This window comes from Streptomyces sp. JNUCC 64, from assembly GCF_054484115.1.
Genome location: NZ_CM137015.1, coordinates 3896074 through 3919185 on the forward strand (window position 1 = coordinate 3896074; position 23112 = coordinate 3919185).

Below are 23112 nucleotides of genomic sequence, written 5' to 3' on the forward strand. Positions count from 1 at the left end.
TACTCAACGCGCGTCTGTGGAGCCGCCCCACCATGAGCACCCCCTTACCACCGCCCGACTGGCCCCACTGCGGGCACGGAGCGGACCAGGACACCAACCCTTTCGGCTGCCGGGGCATACACGTCCCCAACTACATCGCGTGCCTGGCCCACCTCACCGACGCTGACCGCACCGCCTATCTGACCGGTTTGACCCCCGGCGACGACATCGACCACCGCGGCACGCCCTTCACCCCAGACCTGCTGCGCGCCCTCCTCCGCGCCCTCATCGACCCCACCACTGGTAAGCCCTGTACTGGCGACGCCTTCTTCAGCGAAGCGCAGTTCTCCGGCGACGCCTGGTTCCGTGAGACACAGTTCTCCGGCGACGCCTGGTTCCGTGAGACACAGTTCTCCGGCGACGCCTGGTTCAGCGAAGCGCAGTTTTCCGGCAATGCCCGGTTCGATGGGGCACAGTTCTCCCGCGACGCCTGGTTCACCAACGTGCGGTTCGAGGGCATGTCGGCATTGGGGCCGTTAGCGTGTGGAGGTCGGGTGAATTTGTCGGGGGCCGTATTCATCCTGCCAGCGGAACTGGAAATAGCCGCAGCCGATGTGCTGTGCGTGCGGACCAGGTGGGAGTCGACGGCCGTCGTGCGGCTTCGGTACGCGGATCTGGACCTCAGCCACGCGGTTCTCACTGCCCCCACTGCGGTCGTCGTCCACCCCGTCCTCTTCACCTATAGCAACAGAAGGGCCCTGGACGAGTCCCCGCTGGCAGACACCAGCCCCGGGGAGCCCCGTCCCCCGGACCGGGTACGCGTCCTGTCCGTACAAGGCGTGGACGCGGCGCACTTGGTGCTGACCGACACCGATCTGACCGATTGCCTGTTCTCCGGGGCCTTCCACCTCGACCAGATCCGTTTCGAGGGCCGCACCACCTTCGCCGAGCCCCCGACCGGCCAGCGCCGACACGGTGTCCTGCCCGTCCGCTACACCCGCCGACGCACCCTCGCCGAGGAACACCACTGGCGCGCCCACACCCTCGGCGAGCACTCCGGGTGGCACTCCCCGGAGCCCCAGCCCCCTTCCGTAGTCCCCATCTACCCGGCCTACGCCTTCCACCCCGACCCAGCGGAGGTAGCCGCCCGCACCCCCGACCCCGTAGACGTAGCCGCCCTCTACCGTCACCTGCGCAAAGCCTTCGAGGACGGGAAGAACGAACCCGGGGCCGCCGACTTCTACTACGGCGAGTCCGAGATGCGCCGCCACGACCGCACCGGCACCACCTGGGGCGAGCGCCGTCTGCTGTGGGCCTACTGGCTGCTGTCCGGGTACGGGCTGCGCGCCTCGCGGGCCTTCGGCTGGCTGTTCGCGTCCATGGGCGTGACCGTGCTGCTCCTGATGGGCTTCGGACTGCCCGACCGGAGCCCGGAACCGGCCACCACCGGCACCCTGCGCGGCGGCAAGGTCAGCCTGACGACCAAATCCCCGGACCCCGTCCTGAAGAGCGGCTGGTCGGAGCGGTTGTCCTGGGAGCGGGCGGAGAAGGCGACCCGGGTCGCCGTCAACTCGGTGGTCTTCCGCTCCAGCGGCCAGAACCTCACCACCGTGGGGACGTACGTCGAGATGACGTCCCGCCTCCTCGAACCCACCCTCCTCGCCCTCGGCGTCCTCGCCGTCCGTGGCCGTGTCAAGCGCTGACCGCCGGGCCACGGAGCCCGTACCGAAGAGCCCCGCGCACGGAGGCCCCGCACACGGGCCCCGTGGACGTCCGGGCCGCCTACCCGGCCGTCGGCGCCTCCGGCCCGCCCGGTCCGCCCCGCCCGCCGAGCACGCCCGGCGACTCCGACCCCTCCGGGTCGCCCTACCGCCCCCGCCCGCCCGGCTCCAGCTCCACGGTGAGCCGGGTCAGCAGACCCGACGTGGCGATGCCCGGCAGCAGCAGCCGCCACATCGACGCCACCCGTTCCACCAGGTCCGCGCGTCCGCAGTAGACCTGCGACATCAGCTGTATCCCGGTGAACGCGCCGACCACGAACTGGGTGACCTCCTCCAGGTCGAGCCCCGGCAGGAGTTCGCCGTGCTCATCGGCCTGGCGCAGCAGCCCCAGGATGGCCTCGGCCGACTGCTGGTAGGGCGTGCGTCCGGGGTGGGGGAACGAGGTCTGCTCGACGGTCAGCCGGACGCTCGCCCGCAGCACGGGATCGCTCTTCAGCCGGACCGCGTACATCAGCGTGAGGTCGATGGCGGCCTGGAGCCGGATGGCGCGCTCCGGTGCCACCAGGGCCTCGCTCTGCGCCTCCACCAGGGCCATGGCGATGGCCTCCTTGGAGGGGAAGTGGTGGTAGAGCGCACCTCTCGTCAGACGGCTGCGCGCCAGGATCTCGGTGGTGCTGGCGGCGTCGTAGCCCCGTTCGTCGAAGACGCTCGCGGCGGCTTCCAGAATCACGCGCCTGGACCGTTCTCCCCGCTCCTGAACTGCCATGTTCGCCTCAGTCTTGTCGAATGTGCGCCAGCCCCCTTGTGAAACCGGACCGACCTGTCTGTATCTTACTCTCAGCACGGTGATTTTGACAGCGCAGACGGGGGACCTGCGTGCAAAAGCGCTTGTCCGCCCTGCCCAGAAGACAGGTTGATCTGTATGAGCCGCACGCTCAGTACGACGCTCAACGACCACCGCCGCCGCGCCGCCGAAGGCGCCCTCACCACGGGTGAAGCCCAGGGAACCGCCGCCTTACCCGCTGTGGATCAGCCCCAGCCCCAGCCCCAGGCCCAGAGCCACGCCCAGACCCAGAGCCAGACCCAGACCACCGGTCACGGACGCGCCGCCGACCACGGGGTCACCGTCGACCACACCGCGCCGGCCGTCGCCGCGCCTCGCCCCCGGCCCGGTGGAGCGCTCCCGTCGCCGCTCACCACCACCGTGCCCAGCCAGTACGTGCACCGGGCCGCCGTCTCCGAAGTCTTCCTCACCCACTGGAAACCCCTGCGCTCCGACTACTTCTCGATCGGCGCCCAATGGCCGCGCGGCCACGCGCTGTTCGTCCCGGCGGGGGGCTACCAGGACCCGATGCTGCTGGTGGAGTCGGTCCGCCAGGCGGGCGCGCTGCTCGCCCACGCCGAGTACGACGTCCCGTTCGGCCACCAGTTCCTCATGTGGAACATGGCGTTCGCGGTGACGCCCGAGGGCCTGGCCGCCGGTCCCACCCCCACCGACGTCGAACTCCGCGTCGACTGCGAGGACATCACCCGCCGGGGCAGAAGAATGACCGGGATGACCTACCAGGTCACGGTGGTCCGCGAGGGCCGGACCGCGGCCACCGCCACCGCCGGGTTCAGCTGCACCAGCCCCGCCGTCTACCAGCGGCTGCGCGGCGACCGTCCCACCCGCACGGCGCTGCCGATACCCCTGGGGCTGAGCCCCTTCACCGTCGGCCGCACCAGCCAGCGCGACGTCGTCCTCGCCGCCGCCGACCCCTCCCGGCCCCACCGCTGGCAGCTGCGGGTCGACACCGAGCACCCCAACTTCTTCGACCACCCGGTCGACCACGTCCCCGGCATGGTGCTGCTGGAGGCCGCCCGCCAGGCCGCGCACGCCGCGACCGGACTCCCGGACGCCCTGCCCGTCGCCCTGGACAGCCACTTCGCCCGGTACGCCGAACTCGACGCGCCCTGCTGGATCGAGGCCGACCCGGCTCCGCCGAGCGTGGGCGGCGAGATCACCACGGCCGTGCGCGGCGTCCAGCACGGCGAGACGGTCTTCACCGCCGACGTCACCCTGCGCCCCCGCCACGCCCGGTGAGGCGGGCTTCCGTGCCCACCGTCGTCATCACCGGAGCGGGCGGCTTCGTGGGGCGTCAGGTCGCCCTCGCCGCCGCCGACCGGGGCGTCACCGTCCGGCTGACCAGCCACCGGCGGCCCGTCCGGCCCGGACCGCCCGGCACCCGGACCGTCCCCGTGGACCTCGCCGACCCCGCCACCCTGCGCGGTCTGTGCGACGGCGCGGACGCCGTACTGCACTGCGCCTCCCTGATCGGCGGCGACGAAGAGCGGTGCGCGGCGGTCAACGCCCGGGGCACCGCCGCATTGGTGGCCGAGGCGCGCCGCGCGGGAGTGGCGCGGTTCGTCCAGCTCAGCACGGCCGCCGTGTACGGGCGGGGCACCTTCCGGCGGGCCCGGCCCGAGGACCTGCCGCGCGCCCCGCTGTCCGCCACCTCACGGAGCCGGGCCGAGGGCGAGGACGCCGTCCTCGACGGCGGGGGCCTGGTGGTCCGCCCGCACCTGGTGCACGGCCCGGGGGACACCCGGGTGGTGCCCGCGCTGGCCGGGCTGCTGCGCGCGCTGCCCGCCACGGTGGACGGCTGGCGGGCGTCGGTGTCGGTCATCGCCGTCGAGGACCTGGCGCGGGCCCTGGTCGCCCTGGCCCTGGCCCCGGCGGACCGGCTGACCTCCTCCGTCTACCACGCCTGCCATCCCGAACCGGTCCGGTGGGAGCGGTTCCTCAGGGCCGTCGCCGAGGTGTCGGGGACGGACTGGCCGGAACGGGACATGAGCGCCGCACAGGCTCAGGTCCTGCTCCGGGAAGACGGCCGCGCCCGGCACGACCTGGCGATGGTGACCACGGACCACTGGTTCGACGGCACCCCGCTCTGGGCCGATCTGGGCCTCAGCCCCGGACCGGGGTTCACCGCCCGGTTCGCCGCCCACGCGCACGCGTACCGACGGGCCCTGGGGGCGCCGGTACCGGTCGGCGCAGGCAGCGTCCCCGTCTGACGGAACGCCCCGTCCGACGACCGGCCGGGCCCCACACCCCCACCACCGGCCACCCGGCCACCCGGCCGACCGCTCGACCGCTCGACCGCCAGCCATCCGGCCACCGGCACCGCACCGCACCGCACCGCACCGCACCGCACCGGCCACCATCGGACCGCTTGGAGTACCGGGTCACCACCCGGACCGTGCGGACCGTGCGGACCGGCCGGACCACTTGGACCACGGGTCACCACCCGGACGCCATCCGCCCTACCCGGGCCACGTGAACCACCGGAACCCAGCCGGACCACCTGGGCCACCAGGCCGCGTTGACCACCGGCCCCGGACCGCGCCTCCGCCGCCGGACCACCGGTCTCCCGGACCGTCCCGGGAGGGCTCACGGCCGGATACCCGACCGACCCGGGACAGCGGTCCGCGACCACGAGGCCGAAGCCCCCGGGCCGACGCCCCCGCCCGACCCGCCCGGACCGGGCACCGTCGGAACCCGGGCACCGTCGGACCGACGCCTCCCGGAACGCCTCGGCGGACCGAACCGGGACCGGACGGGCCAGGGCCGGAACCCGCACCGGAAGCCGGAAGCCGGACCCGGGAGCCGCCCGCGCCTCACTCCCGCGCGGACGCCCCCAGCCGGGGCCTCAGCACCCGTTCGACCACGCCGTCGGGGCGGATCAGCACCCCCACCGGCCCCGGCACCCGCACCTCCCGATGGGCCACCCCCAGGGGATCGCACACCACCCGGACCCGTCCGTCGGCCACCACGGCGGACGGGCCGGGCCGGCCGGACGGACCGGACAGGCCGGACGGACCCGGCTCGCCGAACTGGCCGAACGCGCCGGACTGGCCGAACGGTCCGTCCGGTCCGGCCGGACCGGACGAGATCAGCACCCGGGTGCTCGGCACGGTCCCCGGCCGGTGGGGAACCGTCCCGAGCAGCTCGGCGACCTCGCGCTCCCGGCCGCGTGACGCGCCGTCGGACGCCAGCACCAGCAGGACCGGACGCCCCGGGGAGAGGAAGTCGTGCGCGTGGACGAGCGGTGGACCGCCCAGCGGGACGTCCGGGATCCGGCGGCCGGGCACCAGTCGGCCGACCGGGGCGCCGTGCCCGGTGTGGGTGTGGTGCAGCCGGGCCATCCTCGGCGGCACCACCCGGTCGAGCAGCCCGGTGCGCTGCCCCCAGCCGAGGGCGGCGTCCCGGGCCCGGCCGCGCCAGCCGGTGAGCGTCCACATCCGGGTCTGCCGGTGCGCCTCGGCCGCCACGTCGGCGGCGACCCGCCGCCGTTCCCGTTCCCAGCGGTCCACCTCGTGCTCCACCGACTCCGCGTCGGACAGCGCCAGCCGCCAGCCGAGCGCGTGGGCGTCCTCCACCGCCGTGTTGAGTCCCTGGCCGCCCGCCGGACTGTGGATGTGCGCCGCGTCGCCCGCCAGCAGCACCCGCCCGGAGCGGAACCGGTCGGCGCGGCGGGCGTGCACCCGGAACACCCCGGTCCGGTCCGTGTCGGCCAACGACAGCGGGACCGGGCTGCGTTCGGCCGCGACCCGGCGCAGCGACGCCAGCGGCCCGGCCGTCCCGTCGAGCGCGTCGACCCCGGCGAACACCCGGTACCGGCCGCCCGGCAGCCCCACCACGACCAGCACCCCCCGGTCCGTCATGAAGTAGTGCGCCTCGTCGTGCGGGAGTCCGGTCTCGCACTCCCCGTCGGCCAGCAGGAACGTCTGCGGATAGGTGAGCCCGTCGAAACCGATCCCGGCCAGGCGGCGCACCGCGCTGCGCGCCCCGTCACAGCCGACGATCCAGGGGGCGTCGACGTGCCGGGTGCCCCGGGGGCCGTCCAGCCGGGCCCGGGGGACCGCGCCCGAGGTGTCCAGCCCGCTCAGCGTCACCCCGTACTCCACCTCGCCGCCGAGCCTGCCCAGTTCCGCCCGCAGCACCTCCTCGGTCTCCCGCTGCGGCAGCGACAGCGGGGCCCCGAAACGGGAGCCCGGCAGCGTCCCGAAGCCGATCCGGGCGACCCGCCGCCCGCCCGAGTAGTAGCCCGCCGCCGACAGTCGCAGTCCGCGCCGGACGATCTCCCCGTCGACGCCCAGCGCCCGGAAGACCTCCAGGGTCCTCGGCCACAGCACGATCGCCTTGGAGTGCGGATGCGGGCCGTCGTCCCGGTCGACCACCCGGACCGGGACGCCCCGGCGCAGCAGGTCGACGGCCAGCGTCAGCCCCGTGGGGCCCGCACCGATCACCAGGATCTCCGGCGAATTCCTCATGCCGACTCACTCCCTCTCCCTCTTCGGCTTCCTCTTCCACACGACCGGCGAACATTCCGACCATGCCCCGGAATTGAATTGCCCGACAAGACCCGGCGGTCATTTCCAGCCCATCGGAAACCTTCCGGGAATTCGATTCATCTTTTATCTCCCTTCCACGCCACGATGGAAAGGTGTGGTCCGCCCACCCGACCGCACCGAGAGCCGGAGACACCGTGACGATCACCGAAATCCCCCGCTCCAACGCGCCGGGAACCCCTGCGGCCACCTATGGACGGCTCACCGGCGGCCAGGGCTCCCGGCTGCTCAGGACCGGCCCGGACACGGCGTCCCGCGTCCTGCTGCTGATCCCGCCCCGGGGCTACGGGGCGAGCGTCTTCCTCCACCTGGCAGGGGACCTCGTACGGGCCGTCGACGGGCTCCAGGTCTGGGCCCTCGACCGCCGCCAGCAGGAACTCGCCGACCGCACCGGCTTCTCCGGCGATCTGGCGCGGGCCCGCGACCACTACCTGTCCGGCCGCTACCGCCGGGCCGACCCGGCGGCCACCGGCGCCGGGGAGTGGGGGCTCGCGGGGCTGCTGGACGACGTCCGCGCGGCGGTCGACGAGGCCCGTGCGGGCGGCCGTCAGGTCGTCCTCGGCGGTCACTCCCTCGGTGGGCTGACCGCCCTGTGCTACGCCGCCTGGGACTTCGACGGCCGCCCCGGCGCCGACGGCCTCAGCGGGCTGATGATCGCCGACGGCGGCCCCTACGACGCCTACGAGGGCGCGGGCATCCCCACCGGGATCACCCCCGGGCAGGCCCGCGCGGCGCTGGCGGACATCGCCGGGGGCGCGGTCTTCGAACCGGGCATGAGCGCGGCCCTGGGGCTCGGCCCGGAGCCCGAGACCGGCGCGGTCTGGTGGCAGTTGGCCGCCCGCCACGCGCTGGCCGACCCCCGGGGACCGGCGGCCCTGGCGGGGGCGCTGCCCGCCCCGTTCGCCCTCGGCAGGCCGCTGACCAACGCGGGACTGTTCGGGGTGCTCGCCGACACCCTGGCACCGCAGCTCGGGCACGCGGTCCGGTCCGGGCGGCTCACCGACTCCGGCGACTGGCTCGACACCGGGCCCTGCCCGCTGGAGCGGGTCGCCGGGGTCCACGCGGGCGACGCCCACCGGTCGGCCCGCGAGTGGTACTCACCGGCCCGCGCGATGCTCGACTACCACGCGGCGATCGGCTTCACGGAGACCGAGACCACCCGGCTCCTGGGACTGCGGCTGGCCCACACCAGAACGCTGGACCTTCCCGTCCACGTCTTCGAGTCGAATTTCGCCCGGGGCACGGTGGGGCGGGCCGCGAAACAGCTCGCGGTGAACACCCGGATTCCCCATCTGAGCCTCCACTCGGATTTCTCCATGCTGCACCAGGACATCCTGCTGGCGACTCCGGAGAGGAATTCCTTCCTGCACACCGCGATTCCCTTCCTGGAAGCGGTGACGACCCGGCCCCGGACCCGGCCTCAGCCCCAGACCGCCTGACCACCAGACCGCCCTCCACTTCGTTCTGCCGCCGTTCTCCCGCCGCCCGATCCTGGAGCCGAGATGTCCGTCCTCCCGCGCAGCCACCTCGACCTGCTGGAACGCCCGCTGTTCGTGCACCTGGCGACCGTCCGTCCGGACGGCACCCCCCAGTCCAACCCGATGTGGACGCGCTGGGACGGCGAACTCCTCTGGTTCACCAGCACCACCACCCGCCGCAAGCACCGCAACATCAGCTCCGAACCCCGGGTCGCGGTCTCCGTCAACGACCCGGAGCGGCCCTACCGCTACCTGGAGGTACGAGGCATGGTCGAACGAATCGAACCCGACCCGGAGTGCGCGCTGTTCACCGCGCTCGCCGAACGGTACGGCCGCGCGCTGGACGGGGCACTGCCCGGCGACGCCCCGGACCGGGTCGCGATCGCCGTCCGCCCGCGCACCGCCAGCTGGCAGTGACGGCCATGACGACCGCGCCCCCGCTCTCCCCCGTACGGCGTCTCGTCGACGCCCTCGCCCTGGACCGGACCGCCGACGACGAGTTCCGCTCCCGGCCGGGCGGTCCCACCGGCGCCCCCGCCGTGTTCGGCGGCCACCTCGTCGCCCAGGCGCTCGCCGCCGCCGCGGGTACCGTCCCCACCGGCCGCGAACCCCACTCGCTGCACGGCTACTTCCTCTTCCGCGCCGACCCCGACGCGCCCCTCACCTACCGCGTGGAGCGGCTCCGCGACGGCCACACCTTCTCCAGCCGACGGGTCGTGGCCGTGCAGCGGACCGGCCGGACGCCACGGGAGGTCTTCCATCTGACGGCGTCGTTCAAGAGCGCCTCCCGCCCCGGCCCGAACCACCAGGTGACCATGGCGACGGCCCCGGCCCCGCACCGGCTGCGCCCGGCGACGGAGGCGGCACCGCCACAGGTCCATCCCGGGGTCATCCGGCTGCTGTCGGACGTGCGGGACGCCGTCGACGTCCGGTACGTGGACGAGTCGTCCGGCGCGGGACCCGGGGCGGGCGGGCGCGGGCCCGGCACCACCACCCGCGTCTGGTTCCGGATCCGGGAGCTGCCGCCCGGCGCGGAGGCCGGTCTGCCCGCGCTCCACCAGAGCCTGGTCGCCTATCTGTCGGACCTCACCCTGCTGGACTCCGCCTCCCCCCACCACCACACGGGCCGCTCCAACGACGGCAAGGGCATCGCGGTCAGCCTCGACCACGCCATGTGGTTCCACCGCCCGCTGCGGGCCGACGAGTGGCTGCTGTACGAGCAGCGCAGCCCCTCCTACGCCGACGGCCGCGCCCTGGCGCACGCCAGCGTCTACACCGCCGACGGCACGCTGGCCGCCTCCGTGGTCCAGGAGGGCGTCATCCGCCCCGGTCGCGGGCGGTCCGCCGAACCCGTCGGCCCGTTCCTCGACGACACCGACATCGACCCCTTCTCCTGGGTGGTCGCCAAACCCGAGACCGACTGACGCCCTCCCCCCGGACGGGCCGACCGGTGCCCCCACCACCGGTCGGCCCGTCAGTTCGTGGCGGCCACCCGGCGGGGCCGGACCGGCCGGGCTCGCGGCGGGCGGCAGCGGCGGCGTGCGGCCGGGGCGGTACCGGCGGGCGTGCGGCCGGGGCGGACACGCGGAAGCGGGGGTGACCGGTCGCACCGGTCACCCCCGCTCTCCCCCCGTCGCCCCGGACGGCCACCGGACGCCCGGGACGGTGACGACGCCCCGGGTGCCTACCGGACCCCCGGCGCGCGCCGCGACCGCGTGAGAAGCCGCGCCCACCGGGCCGCCCTTCCCGGCGGCGCGTGGGTACCACCCTGCCTGCCGGACCTTGCGGGAACCTGCCGGAAAACTTGAAACCCTTGAAAGCCACGGAGAACTTGAACGGCTTGAACGGCTTGAACGGCTTGGACATCCGCGGGCATCCACGGGCATCCGTGAACACCTGCCCGGCGATGGCCCGTTGAGAGGCCATGTGAGCAGGGAAAACGCAACTTCGACAGGGCCGGTGAAGGCGGCTGCCTTCACCCGCGTCTCCGGCGATCGCCCCCGGTCGCGGAGGAGTTCCCCCGGCTGACGAGCGGCCCGCGACGGGCTGGTCCGTCATGCCCGGGAACCCCCGCGCCCCCACGCGTGAGCCACCGAACCGGTTCCCCACCGGGCACCCCTGACCAGGGAGAACGCATGCCCCGTCTCGCCCTGTACACCTTCGGCGTCCTGAAGTCCCCGCTCGCCGGTCCCGCTCCCCTCACCCGCGAACTCCACGAGCGCGGCGAGGCCGTCTACCGTGCGATCGGCCAGCAGCCCGGATACCTCGCGCACGCCGAGGCGGCGGACGGCGCCCGGGGCGCGCACTTCGACCTGGACTGGGGCGTGTGGGGCGAGTTCGCCGTACCAGCCTGGTACGACAAGGGCCGCACGGTGGACACCACCGCCCTGGCCACGGCCCTCTCGCTCTGGACCGGACTGAGCCCCGCCTTCGACGCCCTCTACAGGCGCCCACACCGGGCGGCGCTGACCAGGCGCCACGACTGGTTCCAGCGGGCACGGCACCCGAACCACGCGTTCTGGTGGCTCCCCGACGAGGTGACGCCCACCTGGCGGGACGGGGTCTCCCGGCTGCGCCACCTCCACGAGCACGGCCCCTCCCCGTACGCCTTCCCCTTCCCCCACGCGTTCACCCCGGAGGGAACCCCGACCCGGGACAGGGGCGCGGGGCCGGGGGCCACGGGGCCGGGGGACGACGACCGCCCCGAGGGTGTCAGGCCGGAGGACGACCGCTCGGGGGACGCCGGGCCGGAGGGCGCCAGGCCGGGGGACGTCAGGCAGGCGGGCGTCAGGCAGGCGGGCGTCAGGCAGGCGGGCGCCGGGACCCGCTGAGGTCCCGCGCGAGGCGGGCGCCGCCCGCCGCCCGCCCGCTGGCCGTTCAGCCCCGTTCCGCCGCCCAGGCGCGCAGCGCGGCCTCGGCCTCCTCCCGGGACTGGGGGCCGTGGTCGAGGTGGAGCCGCTGGAGGTGACGGACGGCGGCCCCCACCGCCCGCCCCGGGGGCATGCCGAGCAGGACCATGACCTCCGTGCCGTCGAGGGGCACCGGAACACCGGCCAGCCGCTCACGGGCGGCCCGCTCGGCCACGGCACGCTCCTCGGACTCCCGCCGGACCCGCTCCCCCACCTCCCACTCGTCGTAGTCGGCCGCGTCCTCGGCGTCCAGCGCGGCCCGGTGCCAGTCCGCCTCGTCCCGCCCCCGGCCGAGGCCCACCACCACGAACAGATCGCGGTGCTCCGGGGCGCCGGGACCCGCGGGCGTCACACCGAGCCGGGCGAGCGCCGCGTTGATGGGCCAGTCCTCCCGGGGACCGTCGAACTCCGAGGCCCGCACCGGCCCCCAGTCGAGCGCGCCGCCCCGCCACAGGGCGGCGGTCTGTTCCCCGGCGCCGCCCCAGAAGTCCGCCGTCAGACGGGCCACCGGTCCGCCCCGTGAGAGGTCACCGAGCACATGCGGCAGGTCGGCGCGGAGCGCGGCGGAAAGCGGCGACAGCCCCATGCGCTGACTGAGCGGGGCCACCACCGCCCCGGCCCGGGCCGCCCCTGCGGCCCAGTTCCGCAAACGGTCGAAGTCACCCACGACGGCGTCGAGTCGGTACGACATCCGCGCACAGTAGTCGCGCTCCCGGGGCGACGGCCATCGGGCTCCCCGCCGCCGTGCACCGGTCCGGAGCGCCGGGCCCCCGCCGAGGCCACCGGAAACTCCGTGGCGCGCCCCGCCACCTCCCTGAAGACTCCGAACATGCCCACCGAAACCCCACCCCCCGCGCCCCCCGCATCGCCCGTACCGCCCCTCAGCGGCCCGATGTGCACCCGGGACTCGCTCGGTGCCGACCTCCGCGCGCTCGGGGTACGCCCCGGGGACACCCTGCTCGTGCACTCCTCCCTCAGCGCCCTCGGCTGGGTCTGCGGCGGGGCGCCCGCGCTCGTCACCGCGCTGCTGGACGCGCTCGGTCCGGACGGCACCCTGGTGGTGCCCACCCACTCCGGCGACAACTCGGACCCCCGCCACTGGGAGGACCCGCCGGTCCCCGAGGCATGGTGGCCGGAGATCCGCGCCACGATGCCCGCCTACGACCCGCGCGTCACCCCCAGCTACGGCATCGGCGTCGTCCCGGAGACCGTCCGGGGCTGGCCGGGCGCCCTGCGCGGCGACCATCCGCAGACCTCGTTCGCCGCCGTGGGACCGGGCGCCGCGAAGATCGTCGGCGGTCACCCGCCCGACTGCGCGCTGGGGGAACGCAGCCCGCTCGCCCGGCTGGAGGAGGCGGGGGCACGGGTGCTGCTGCTCGGCACCGGCTACTCGACCTGTACGGCGTTCCACCTCGCCGAGTACCGGGTGGACTCGCCCCGGGCCGACGTCTCGTTCGCCCTGATGACCCCGGCGGGACGGGTGTGGCACACGGTGCGGGACGTCGCGGTGTCCGCCGAGGGGTTCGACGAGCTGGGCGCCGCCTTCGAGGCGGAACGCCCGGTCGTCCGGGGGACGGTGGGCGCCGCCACGGCCCGGCTGTTCCCGCTGGCCGACGCCGTCGCGTACGCGGAACGGTGGCTGCCCGCGCACCGGCCCCCGACGACGGGAGCGGAGGGGGGAGCGGGCTGACCGTGCGGACTGGCGGCCCGTCCCCTGGGCGGAAAACCGCCCTGCGGAGGCGGGTTCCACCCCCTATATCAGAGATGTCCGTCCTCTGCCGCCCCTCCCTCCCCACTGGTCACATCATTTCCGGCCAGTCACACAGGGCTCATTGATCCATGTTCGGTCCTGGGGAATTGTGTGGCTGTCGCAACGATCTGCGACGACTCACCACGATTCGCACCGAGAGAGGCTGGAACCACCATGCAGATCTCCAAGACGAAGAACCTCGCCCGTGCCGCCGGACTGGCGGCCGCGACCGTCGCCGCCGTCGCCCTGGCGGTGCCGGGGAACGCCCAGGCGGCCCCGGTCCCCGCCCCCTACTGGACCGTCGACTGCGACAAGTTCCCGGCGGACGGCGACCCGGGCGCCCACGACCTGACCGCCCTGATCTACCGGGCCAACGACCCGGGCAAGGCGGCGAAGGCGACCTTCAAGGCGGCCTCCGAGAAGCTGTCGATCAACAACTGGTCGGGGGCCATGATGGGCTACTCGCTGAAGTGGACGAACGCGAGCGGCAGCGCCATCGAGCGGAACTGGGAGTTCGACATGGGCTCCGGTCAGTCCAAGGTCGTCGACTTCAACATCCCCGAGGGCCGCAAGGTCTACATCTCGGTCGGCACCCCCGGCGGTAGCACCGCGTACTGTAACGGCATCGCGTAGCGAGGCGGTTCCGTCTCCGGCCCGGCGGGTTCCGGGCGGTGACGGACGACGGGCGGGGCCTCACGGTCGACCGTCCGGGGCGGACCGCGCCCCGGAAGGGACCGGGGGCCCCGCCTTCGTGCTCACCGCCCGCGCGGGTCACCGCCCGTCCGGTTAGCCGTCCGTCCCGAACGCGTCGGCGGTGACGTCCCGGGCGAGTTCGGCGCGGTGGTGGGCGTAGGTCGCGATCCCGGAGACGCGGACCAGGAGGCAGAACCGTTCCAGCGAGGCGAGTTCCCGCGCCACGCGGCCGTACTCGCGGCGCAGGAAGTGGGTCGCGGCCAGATTGCCCAGCGAGGACTGCCCGGCCACCACGAACACGGGCGCGCCGGACTCCTCCGGGGTGAACTTGGCGACCAGGGCGTACTCGACGTCCCCCTTGTGGAACGGGTACGTCGTCCCGCCGACCGTGATGGCCACCGAGTCCGGGTGCCCCGGCTCGTAGGGGTGGACGACCGCCCCGGGCAGATGCGCGGCCAGATGGCCCCGGGTGCGGAGGTTGGAGGCCAGCGGCCCGCCCACGCAGAACTCGGTGCGGTCGCCGTTGCCGCCCCGGAACCCGCCCGTCTCCATCTCCACCCGGCAGCCCAGCTCACCGGCGAGCAACGCGAGTTCCATCGCGGCGCGGACGTCCCGGTGGGCCGAGGCGCCGGGCGCGTCGAACCGCTCCCCCAGGACGACCAGGCACTCCCCGCCCGGCCGGACCCCGAAGAACGCGGCCCGCCGGTTCTCCGCGCGGGTCCGCTTGGCCCGCTCCCAGGCCCAGACGATCCCGCCGCCGAGCAGACTGGTCACCAGCCCGATCACGATGTTCCCCAGCACCGACTGAATCGCCGTCCCCCTCCACCCGGACATAAACCGTACGTTTCCAGCCACTCCGCAGCCCGTACCGCAGCCGCGTCACGGCGTCTTCCCGCCACCGCCGAACCCTGCTTTTCCAGACAGGATGCCTCGGCGGGGGACACCCGGCGACAGTGCCCGATCTCCCTCCCGCACGGGTTTTCCACACGAACGGACCTATGATTCGCCATAACGCATTGCCGGAGCAATGTGCTAGCGGTTAACTGGCACAGACGTCCTCAATAGCTAGTCACACGACCGGTCAGGGAGGTGCACGTCCGTGCTCTTGAGCTTCCGGGTGACGAACCACCGTTCCATCCGCCGCGAGCAGCAGCTCAATCTGCACCCCGTGTACGACGCGGACCGTCCCGAGAACACCGCCTGGCGGGCCGTACCGGTCGTCGGCGTCTTCGGCGCCAACGCCTCCGGCAAGTCGAACCTGGTGGGCGCGCTCCAGTACATGGCCCGGATGGTCGTCTCCTCCCATCGGGACGCGGAGCCGGACGGCGGGGTCGACCGGCACCCCTTCCTCCTGGACGACGAGGCCAGGACCGAGCCGTCGTGGTACATCGCCGATCTGCTGCTGGACGGCGTGCGCTACACGTACGGCTTCGGCGTGGACGACGACCGCGTGGTCGAGGAATGGCTCGACAGCTATCCCAACGGCAGGAAGAGGCAGCTGTTCTCCCGGGAGGGGGACGAGGTCGAGCCGGGCACCTCGCAGTCCTCCAGGCAACTGGACCTGGTCCGGAGCATCACCGAATCGAACGTCCTCTTCCTGTCGCTGGCGGCCCGCTCCAAGCAGCAGGACTTCCGTCCCGTGTACGACTGGTTCGCCCATCAGCTCCAGTTCCGCGCCGCGACGGGCCTCCGCGCGCACGGGCTGTCCGCGGTGCGAGCGCTCGAAGACGCGGACCGGTACCCCGAGATCATGGACCTCCTGCGGGCCGCGGACCTCGGGATCGAGGAGTGCGGCCTGGAGAACGTCCTCCTGGACGAGAACGAGCTGCGCCGCCAGTTCGGGGGACGGGTTCCGGCGCACCTCCTGCGCACGCTGGAGGACGAGGGACCGCGCGAACTCCGACGGCCCTGGCTGGGGCATCGCGGCCGCCACGGCATGGTGCGGGTGGAGCTGCGCGACGAGTCCGCCGGAACCAAGGCACTGCTCGAACAGGCGCCCAGGTTCCTGGCGGTGCTGCGCCGGGGCGGCACCTTCGTGGTGGACGAGATCGACGCGAGCCTGCACTCGCTGCTCACCGCGCGGCTCATCGGTCTGTTTCAGGACCCGGAGACCAATCCGCGCGGCGCACAGCTGATCTTCACCACGCACGACGCCAGCCTGCTGGGTCGCCGGGACGGGGAGGACATCCTCAAGCGGGACCAGGTGTGGTTCGTGGAGAAGGACGGATACGGGGAGACGTCGGTCTTCTCGCTGGCCGAGTTCAAGCCGCGCAAAGACGAGAACCGGGAGCGCCGCTATCTGGGCGGCAGCTACGGTGGGGTCCCGTTCATCGACGACGCCTTCGCCCAGGCCGTGTTGAGGAGGTGGGAGGGTCCTGGCCAGGACTCCCAAACCGAGCGGTCGGCCGCACCGGAGCCGTCCGACGCGTGAGACCGATCTGACGCGCCCCTCGGAGAACCGCGAGAGCGCTGGCTGGCGGACTACCGCGCGGTCCGGCGGCTGCTCCAGAAGTTCGTGGACGTCCCCGCGAACAAGACCGTGGACTTCGCCAGGCACTACGGCGGCTCCCGCTGGGAGGACGCGGTGCGGAACGCCCGCTCCCTGGCTCCCGAGGGCAAGGAGCACGAGGTCAATCCGTCCACCGGCATGTGGCGACTCGCCCTCGCGATCAACGGTCAGCGGGTCGGCTAGACGCCGCCCGGTCCCGCGCTACACGCCGGTGGTGCCGTCGACGCGTTCCCGGACCAGGTCGGCGTGGCCGTTGTGGCGGGCGTACTCCTCGATCATGTGGACGTAGATCCAGCGGAGGTTGACGTCCTGGTCCATGAAGCGGCCCGTATCGGTCAGAGCGCGGGCGGCGCAGTGCTCGCGGGCTCGGGCGATCTCCGCGTGCCAGGTGGCGAGGGCGTCGCCCAGGGTGGCGCCCTCGGCGAGGTCGAAGCCGCCGTCGGGGGCGTCCGGGTCGGCCCCCGGGTCGTAGATGGGCGGGGCCTGCTCTCCGGCGAGCACGCGGCGGAACCAGTTCCGCTCCACCTCCGCCATGTGCTGGACCAGGCCGGTCAGCGTGAAGCCGGACGGCGGCACGGACGCGACGGCGGCCTGCTCGTCGTCCAGGCCCTCGCACTTCATGGCCAGGGTGGTGCGGTGGAAGTCGAGCCAACTCTCAAGCGTCGTGCGCTCGTCGGCGTTCAGTGGCGGCATGGGGCGGTCGATGGTGCTCATCGGTCGATTATCGCCAGCGGCCGAAGCCGTCGACGGGAAGATCCTCGCCGCGGGGCGAACACGGCGTCTTCCCGCCCCCGCCGGGCCGGGTCCTCCCGGACGGATAGCCTCGGCCGATGACGCACGAGACGACGGCGCGGGACCTGCCCTCCCGCGCGGAGCGGCACCGCGCCGAACTGCGCGTCCACTGCTACCGGATGGTCGGCTCCCACTCGGACGCCGAGGACCTCGTCCAGGAGACGATGATCCGGGCGTGGCGCAAACGGGAGTCCCTGGACGACCCGGAGCGGCTGCGCCCCTGGCTGTACCGGATCGCCACCCGGGTCTGTCTGGACTTCCTCGCCGGGCCCGCCCGCGAGCGGGAGGTCGCGACGGCCGCCTCCGCCTCCCGCCGCGCCGCGCCGACTGGGGTCCGGCGACCGAGCCCAGCGCGGCGGAACGGGCGACGCCGGCCCACTACCGGGGCACCTTCAGCGCCGACGGGAACACCCTCGCGGGTGCCTGGGTGTACCCGGGCGGGGGCGGCTACGCGTCCACGATGACGCGGTCGGCGGCGGCCTGAACGGCGCCGCCGCCCGTCCGGCCGGGGGGCCGGAGGTCCGGGGGCGCGGCCGACCACCGCGTCCCCGGGCCGTTGCCGGACGGTTCGGGGCCGGTCGCCGGGGTTCCGTACCGTATGAAGAACCCCGGCCGTTCCGTACGTCCGTGGTGTTCCCGGGACCGTCACCGGCCCGTACCGGCTGCCAGCCACCGGCTCGGTCCCGTACCGGCTACCGGCTCGGTCCCGTGCCCCGGCCGTCGGTTACTCCTCGCCGCCCTCCAGGTCGCCCTCCGTCTCCAGGAACACCTGGCGCAGGGCCTCCAGGGTCTGCGGGTCGGGCTTGGCCCACAGGCCGCGCGACTCCGCCTCCAGCAGCCGTTCCGTGATGCCGTGCAGGGCCCACGGGTTGGCCTCCTGGAGGAACGCGCGGTTCTCCGGGTCCAGGACGTACGCCTGCGTGAGCTTGTCGTACATCCAGTCGGCGATCACGCCGGTGGTGGCGTCGTACCCGAAGAGGTAGTCCACCGTCGCGGCCAGCTCGAACGCGCCCTTGTAGCCGTGGCGGCGCATCGCCTCGATCCACTTCGGGTTGACCACCCGGGCCCGGAACACCCGCGAGGTCTCCTCGACCAGGGTGCGGGTGCGGACCGTCTCCGGACGGGTCGAGTCGCCGATGTACGCCTCCGGCGCCGTACCGCGCAGCGCCCGCACCGCGGCCACCATGCCGCCGTGGTACTGGAAGTAGTCGTCGGAGTCGGCGATGTCGTGCTCACGGGTGTCGGTGTTCTTCGCCGCCACCGCGATCCGCTTGTACGCGCTCTCCATCTCCTCGCGCGCCGGGCGCCCGTTCAGCTCCCGGCCGTACGCGTAGCCGCCCCAGACCGTGTACACCTCGGCCAGGTCGGCGTCGGTGCGCCAGTCGCGGGAGTCGATGAGCTGGAGCAGCCCCGCCCCGTAGGTCCCCGGGCGGGAGCCGAAGATGCGGGTGGTGGCGCGGCGGGCGTCGGTGCCCGTGGCGAGGTCGGCGCGGACGTGCGCCCGGACGTGGTTGACCTCGTCCGGCTCGTCCAGTTCCGCGACCAGCCGCACCGCGTCGTCCAGCAACCCGATGACGTGCGGGAACGCGTCCCGGAAGAAGCCCGAGATGCGCAGCGTCACATCGACGCGCGGACGGCCCAGCTCCTCGGCCGGGACCGCCTCCACGCCCGTGACCCGGCGCGAGGCGTCGTCCCACACCGGGCGCACCCCGAGCAGCGCCAGCGCCTCCGCGACGTCGTCGCCCGCCGTGCGCATCGCGCTGGTGCCCCACAGGGACAGCCCGACGGAGGTGGGCCACTCGCCGTTGTCCTCGCGGTAGCGGGTCAGCAGCGAGTCGGCGAGCGCCTGGCCCGTCTCCCACGCCAGCCGGGACGGAACCGCCTTCGGGTCCACCGAGTAGAAGTTGCGGCCCGTCGGCAGCACGTTGACCAGTCCGCGCAGCGGGGAACCCGAGGGGCCCGCCGGGACGAACCCGCCGTTCAGGGCGTGCACCGCGTGGTCCAGCTCCTGGCGGGTGGCGGCCAGCCGGGGCACCACCTCACGGGCCGCGAAGTCCAGCACCCGGGCCACGTCCGGGCTCTGGTCGGCGGCGACCACGGCGACCGCCGCCGGGTCCCAGTCGGCCGCCTCCATCGCCTCGACCAGGGTGCGGGCGGCCTCCTCGGCGGCGTCCGCGCCGGTGCGGGTGGCCGCCGACTCGTCCAGGCCGAGCGCCTCGCGCAGCCCGGGCAGGGCGGTGGTGCCGCCCCAGATCTGACGGGCCCGCAGGATCGCCAGCACCAGGTTGACCCGGTCCGGGCCCGCCGGGGGCGCGCCGAGGACGTGCAGCCCGTCGCGGATCTGCGCGTCCTTCACCTCGCACAGCCAGCCGTCGACGTGCAGCAGGAAGTCGTCGAAGCCGTCGTCGTCGGGGCGCTCCTCCAGACCCAGGTCGTGGTCGAGGCGGGCGGCCCGGATCAGCGTCCAGATCTGCGCCCGGATCGCCGGGAGCTTCGCCGGGTCCATGGAGGAGATCTGCGCGTACTCGTCCAGCAGCTGTTCCAGCCGGGCGATGTCGCCGTAGCTGTCGGCGCGCGCCATCGGCGGCACCAGGTGGTCGATGAGGGTGGCGTGCACCCGGCGCTTGGCCTGGGTGCCCTCGCCCGGGTCGTTCACCAGGAACGGGTACACCAGCGGCAGGTCGCCGAGGGCCGCGTCGGGCGCGCAGGCGGCGGAGAGGCCCGCGTTCTTGCCGGGCAGCCACTCCAAGTTGCCGTGCTTGCCGAGGTGGACCATCGCGTCGGCGCCGAAGCCGCCCTCCTCGCGGGCGGACGCGATCCAGCGGTAGGCGGCGAGGTAGTGGTGCGAGGGCGGCAGGTCCGGGTCGTGGTAGATCGCGATCGGGTTCTCCCCGAAGCCGCGCGGCGGCTGGATGACGATCAGCAGGTTCCCGCGCCGCAGCGCCGCGAGGACGATGTCCCCGTCCGGGTTGTGGGTGCGGTCCACGAACATCTCGCCGGGCGGCGGGCCCCAGTGCTCCTCCACCGCCGAACGCAGCTCCTCGGGGAGCGTGGCGTACCAGCGGCGGTAGTCGGCGGCCGGGACGCGCACCGGGTTCGCCGCGAGCTGCTCCTCCGTGAGCCAGTCCTGGTCGTGGCCGCCCGCGTCGATCAGCGCGCGGATCAGCTCGTCGCCGTCGCCGGAGACCAGGCCGGGGATCTCCTCGGCGGGCCCGAAGTCGTAGCCCTCCGCGATCAGCCGGCGCAGCAGCGCCACCGCGCTGGCGGGGGTGTCGAGGCCGACCGCGTTGCCGATCCGGGCGTGCTTGGTCGGATACGCGGACAGCACCAGCGCCAGCCGCTTCTCCGCCGCCGGGAGGTGGCGCAGCCGGGCGTGGCGCACCGCGATCCCGGCGACCCGCGCGGCGCGCTCCGGGTCGGCCGCGTAGGCGGGCAGCCCGTCCTCGTCGATCTCCTTGAAGGAGAAGGGGACGGTGATGAGGCGGCCGTCGAACTCGGGCACCGCGATCTGCGTCGCCGCGTCCAGCGGGGACACGCCCTCGTCGTTCTCCTCCCAGGCGGCCCGCGAGGAGGTCAGACACAGCGCCTGGAGGACGGGCACGTCCAGCCCGGTCAGCGCGCCCGCGTCCCAGGACTCGTCGTCACCGCCCGCCGAGGCGTCGGCGGGCCGGGTGCCGCCCGCGGCGAGCACGGTGGTGACGACGGCGTCGGCCGCGCGCAGCTCGGCGAGCAGCTCGGGCTCGGGGGTGCGCAGGGACGCCACGTAGCGGGGCAGCGCCCGGCCGCCCGCGTCCTCGATCGCGTCGCAGAGCGTGGCCACGAAGGCGGTGTTGCCGCTCATGTGGTGGGCCCGGTAGTAAAGGACGGCGATGGTGGGCACGGGGCGGTCGGCTGTGGGGTTGGCCGTGCGGTCGGTCGTCTCGTCACCTGTGCGGCTGGTCGTGTCGTCGGCCGTGCGGTCGGTCGTTCCCTCGGCCGTGCGGTCGGTCGTTCCTTCCGGGGCGGGCTCGGGCGCGCGGTCGGTGGTGGCCCCGGTGGTGGCCCTGGGCGCGCGTTCGGTGCGCTCCAGCGGGCCCCAGGAGGGGGCGGGGGCCGGGGGCTCGAAGCCGTGGCCGGTGAGGAGCACGGTGTCGGAGAGGAACCGGGCGAGCTGGGCGAGGTTGTCGGGGCCGCCGTGCGCGAGGTAGGCGTGGGCTTCGGCGGCGAGGCCGACGGGGACGGTGGACGCGGCCATCAGCTGGGCGTCCGGCGCCTGCTCGCCGGAGAGCACCACGACGGGGAGCCCGCTGGCGGTGACCCGGTCGAGCCCGTCCTGCCAGGCCCGCACCCCGCCGAGCAGCCGGACGACGACCAGTCCTACGCCGTCCAGCAGCGCGGGGAGTTCGTCCAGGGGGAGGCGGGAGGGGTTCGCGAAGCGGTAGGGGACGGCGGGGGTGGCCGTGCCGGTGCCCGTTCCGGGGGCGGGGGCGGGGGTTCCGTCGGTCGCGCTGTCGGTGGCGCTGTCGCTCTTGCCGTCGGTCGCTTCCGTGACGTGGTCCGCGAGGCGGTTCGCGGCGCGGGCGCTCAGGAGGTCGGTGTCGGAGGTGGAGAGGAGGAGGACGGTGGTGCCCGGGGTGCGGGCTTCCGACGCGTCGGCTTCCGGGGCGCTGGCTTCCGGTGCGTCGGGCTGGGCTCCGGGGGTGGCGGGCTGGCCTTCGGGGGTGGTCACCGGCTGGGGGCGGTCGCCGGGCTCGTTCGTGGAGTGCTGCATGCGACGTCGGCCTTCCTCGGGGTGTCCGCGCCCCGGGTGGTGTCGGACGGCGGGAGTTCCTGGCTCGGCCGACCCAGTCGCTGGGCCGGTGACACAGTGGCGGGACCGCGCCGGAGTCGCACCGGCTTCCTCCCCTGGTGCCGTCGTGGCGATGGCGGGCCCGGTTGGCCCGCCGGGGACATCGTATGCAGGTTGCCCGCCCGGCTGAATGGCGCCCGACGTGCGGGTTCCCACACGGCGGCCCCGTTTGGCGGGGACGGGGGTCCGGGGGCTTCGGGGGCGGTGGGGGTGGGTGGGTTGCGGGGGCGCGGGGTTGACCGGGGGTTTGGGGTGGGTGGGGCTCTCGGGTTCGTGGCGGGGCGGTGAGGGGCTTGTCGGTTGGTGGCGGGTTCGGTGGGTTCGGTTTCGGTTCGATGGGGTTCGGCGGGCTCGGTGGCTGGCGGGGCTCGGGCTCGGATTCGGATTCGGTTCGGTGGGTTCTCGGGTTCGTGGTGGGGCGGTGAGGGTGTCGGAGTACGTTGACGTCGTGGGGAACGTGGACGACGTCAACGGGGAGGGCTACGGCTCGCGTTGCCTGGCACCCACGATGAACGGTTCGGGCGTTTTGACCTATTGGCCCGACTCTCAAGTTCTTGCCCAAAACGGTGGTGGGCCGGGGTAACGTCCCAGGTCAGGAAGAGTGCTCCCCGCGCGTGCGGGGGTGGTCCCATGACCGTCGTCGCCAGGATCCGCGTGAGCGGGTGCTCCCCGCGCGTGCGGGGGTGGTCCCTGTCTCAAGGACGCTCGATGCGCTTGTCTGTGGTGCTCCCCGCGCGTGCGGGGGTGGTCCCTCCACCGTCGGCCGCGTAACGGCGAGCCGACGGGTGCTCCCCGCGCGTGCGGGGGTGGTCCCGGATGGTTCCCCGACAGCCCCGAGATCGTCCTGTGCTCCCCGCGCGTGCGGGGGTGGTCCCTCGTCGGCCTGGCTCATCGGGCGACCGCCGTCGTGCTCCCCGCGCGTGCGGGGGTGGTCCCTGGGCATCCAGCCGATGACGTCGCTCAAGTCCGTGCTCCCCGCGCGTGCGGGGGTGGTCCCATCAAGGGCCTCACCGCCCGCTGACCAGCACGGTGCTCCCCGCGCGTGCGGGGGTGGTCCCGGTG

General features: G+C 73.9%; 16 protein-coding genes, 2 pseudogenes, 1 CRISPR repeat array and 1 riboswitch. Of the genes and pseudogenes, 12 read left to right on the forward strand and 6 right to left on the reverse strand.

The window, feature by feature from the left end; translation table 11 throughout:
• Positions 1-32: 32 nt before the first annotated feature.
• A complete protein-coding gene (locus ACVWNX_RS15955) occupies positions 33-1682 on the forward strand; it encodes a pentapeptide repeat-containing protein (RefSeq protein WP_454414592.1) in 1650 nt (549 codons plus the stop codon).
• A gap of 163 nt (positions 1683-1845) precedes the next feature.
• Here ACVWNX_RS15955 and ACVWNX_RS15960 read toward each other — a convergent pair whose 3' ends face one another.
• Positions 1846-2466, reverse strand: a complete 621-nt coding sequence (locus tag ACVWNX_RS15960) for a ScbR family autoregulator-binding transcription factor (protein WP_454414593.1) — start codon at positions 2464-2466, stop codon at positions 1846-1848.
• Between the two features lie 156 nt (positions 2467-2622).
• On the opposite strand from ACVWNX_RS15960, the gene ACVWNX_RS15965 reads away from it, so the two are divergent.
• Both ACVWNX_RS15965 and ACVWNX_RS15970 read left to right on the forward strand, forming a co-directional pair.
• The gene (locus ACVWNX_RS15965; protein WP_454414594.1) at positions 2623-3783 is read left to right on the forward strand and encodes a ScbA/BarX family gamma-butyrolactone biosynthesis protein; all 1161 of its coding nucleotides are present in this window, start codon (positions 2623-2625) and stop codon (positions 3781-3783) included.
• An 11-nt stretch (positions 3784-3794) separates the two neighbouring features.
• A complete protein-coding gene (locus tag ACVWNX_RS15970) occupies positions 3795-4754 on the forward strand; it encodes an NAD-dependent epimerase/dehydratase family protein (protein ID WP_454414595.1) in 960 nt (319 codons plus the stop codon).
• 603 nt (positions 4755-5357) lie between these two features.
• On the opposite strand, the gene ACVWNX_RS15975 is transcribed toward ACVWNX_RS15970, so the two are convergent.
• The gene (locus ACVWNX_RS15975) at positions 5358-7013 is read right to left on the reverse strand and encodes an FAD-dependent monooxygenase (RefSeq protein WP_454414596.1); all 1656 of its coding nucleotides are present in this window, start codon (positions 7011-7013) and stop codon (positions 5358-5360) included.
• 215 nt (positions 7014-7228) lie between these two features.
• On the opposite strand from ACVWNX_RS15975, the gene ACVWNX_RS15980 reads away from it, so the two are divergent.
• The 4 genes and pseudogenes from ACVWNX_RS15980 to ACVWNX_RS15995 all read left to right on the forward strand — a co-directional run.
• Positions 7229-8530: an alpha/beta hydrolase gene (locus ACVWNX_RS15980; protein WP_454414597.1), complete on the forward strand. Its 1302-nt coding sequence runs from the start codon at positions 7229-7231 to the stop codon at positions 8528-8530.
• 63 nt (positions 8531-8593) lie between these two features.
• Complete coding sequence (locus tag ACVWNX_RS15985; protein WP_454414598.1) at positions 8594-8986, forward strand: PPOX class F420-dependent oxidoreductase; 393 nt, start codon at positions 8594-8596, stop codon at positions 8984-8986.
• A gap of 5 nt (positions 8987-8991) precedes the next feature.
• The gene (locus ACVWNX_RS15990) at positions 8992-9993 is read left to right on the forward strand and encodes an acyl-CoA thioesterase (protein ID WP_454414599.1); all 1002 of its coding nucleotides are present in this window, start codon (positions 8992-8994) and stop codon (positions 9991-9993) included.
• A 711-nt stretch (positions 9994-10704) separates the two neighbouring features.
• A pseudogene (locus tag ACVWNX_RS15995) lies at positions 10705-11241 on the forward strand (DUF3291 domain-containing protein); the annotation flags it as partial.
• Between the two features lie 205 nt (positions 11242-11446).
• Here ACVWNX_RS15995 and ACVWNX_RS16000 read toward each other — a convergent pair.
• Positions 11447-12169 (reverse strand): hypothetical protein, encoded by a 723-nt coding sequence (locus ACVWNX_RS16000; RefSeq protein ID WP_454414600.1) that lies wholly within the window; start codon positions 12167-12169, stop codon positions 11447-11449.
• A gap of 138 nt (positions 12170-12307) precedes the next feature.
• Between ACVWNX_RS16000 and ACVWNX_RS16005 the strand changes: the two genes are divergently transcribed.
• Together ACVWNX_RS16005 and ACVWNX_RS16010 are read left to right on the forward strand one after the other, a co-directional pair.
• Positions 12308-13168: an AAC(3) family N-acetyltransferase gene (locus ACVWNX_RS16005; protein WP_454407751.1), complete on the forward strand. Its 861-nt coding sequence runs from the start codon at positions 12308-12310 to the stop codon at positions 13166-13168.
• Between the two features lie 234 nt (positions 13169-13402).
• Entirely contained in the window at positions 13403-13861 is a 459-nt protein-coding gene (locus tag ACVWNX_RS16010) for a hypothetical protein (RefSeq protein WP_454407752.1), read from the forward strand.
• 153 nt (positions 13862-14014) lie between these two features.
• Here the strand turns inward: ACVWNX_RS16010 and ACVWNX_RS16015 are convergent, their stop codons facing one another.
• Positions 14015-14755 carry a hypothetical protein gene (locus ACVWNX_RS16015; protein ID WP_454407753.1) on the reverse strand — a complete coding sequence of 247 codons (741 nt, stop codon included), beginning with the start codon at positions 14753-14755 and terminating at the stop codon, positions 14015-14017.
• Positions 14756-15020: 265 nt separating this feature from the next.
• Between ACVWNX_RS16015 and ACVWNX_RS16020 the strand changes: the two genes are divergently transcribed.
• A complete protein-coding gene (locus ACVWNX_RS16020; RefSeq protein WP_454407754.1) occupies positions 15021-16352 on the forward strand; it encodes an AAA family ATPase in 1332 nt (443 codons plus the stop codon).
• 84 nt (positions 16353-16436) lie between these two features.
• Positions 16437-16613 (forward strand): hypothetical protein, encoded by a 177-nt coding sequence (locus ACVWNX_RS16025; protein ID WP_454407755.1) that lies wholly within the window; start codon positions 16437-16439, stop codon positions 16611-16613.
• An 18-nt stretch (positions 16614-16631) separates the two neighbouring features.
• Here the strand turns inward: ACVWNX_RS16025 and ACVWNX_RS16030 are convergent, their stop codons facing one another.
• On the reverse strand, positions 16632-17144 hold the full coding sequence (locus tag ACVWNX_RS16030; protein ID WP_454407756.1) for a DinB family protein: 513 nt from the start codon (positions 17142-17144) through the stop codon (positions 16632-16634).
• Between the two features lie 116 nt (positions 17145-17260).
• Here ACVWNX_RS16030 and ACVWNX_RS16035 point away from each other — a divergent pair.
• Positions 17261-17476 (forward strand): annotated as a pseudogene (locus tag ACVWNX_RS16035) (sigma factor); the annotation flags it as partial.
• A 470-nt stretch (positions 17477-17946) separates the two neighbouring features.
• Here ACVWNX_RS16035 and cobN read toward each other — a convergent pair.
• A complete protein-coding gene (gene cobN, locus ACVWNX_RS16040) occupies positions 17947-21789 on the reverse strand; it encodes a cobaltochelatase subunit CobN (protein ID WP_454414788.1) in 3843 nt (1280 codons plus the stop codon).
• Between the two features lie 236 nt (positions 21790-22025).
• Positions 22026-22104: riboswitch (cobalamin riboswitch) on the reverse strand.
• A gap of 547 nt (positions 22105-22651) precedes the next feature.
• A CRISPR array of direct repeats spans positions 22652-23108; the repeat unit is 29 nt; unit sequence GTGCTCCCCGCGCGTGCGGGGGTGGTCCC.
• Positions 23109-23112 lie beyond the last annotated feature (4 nt).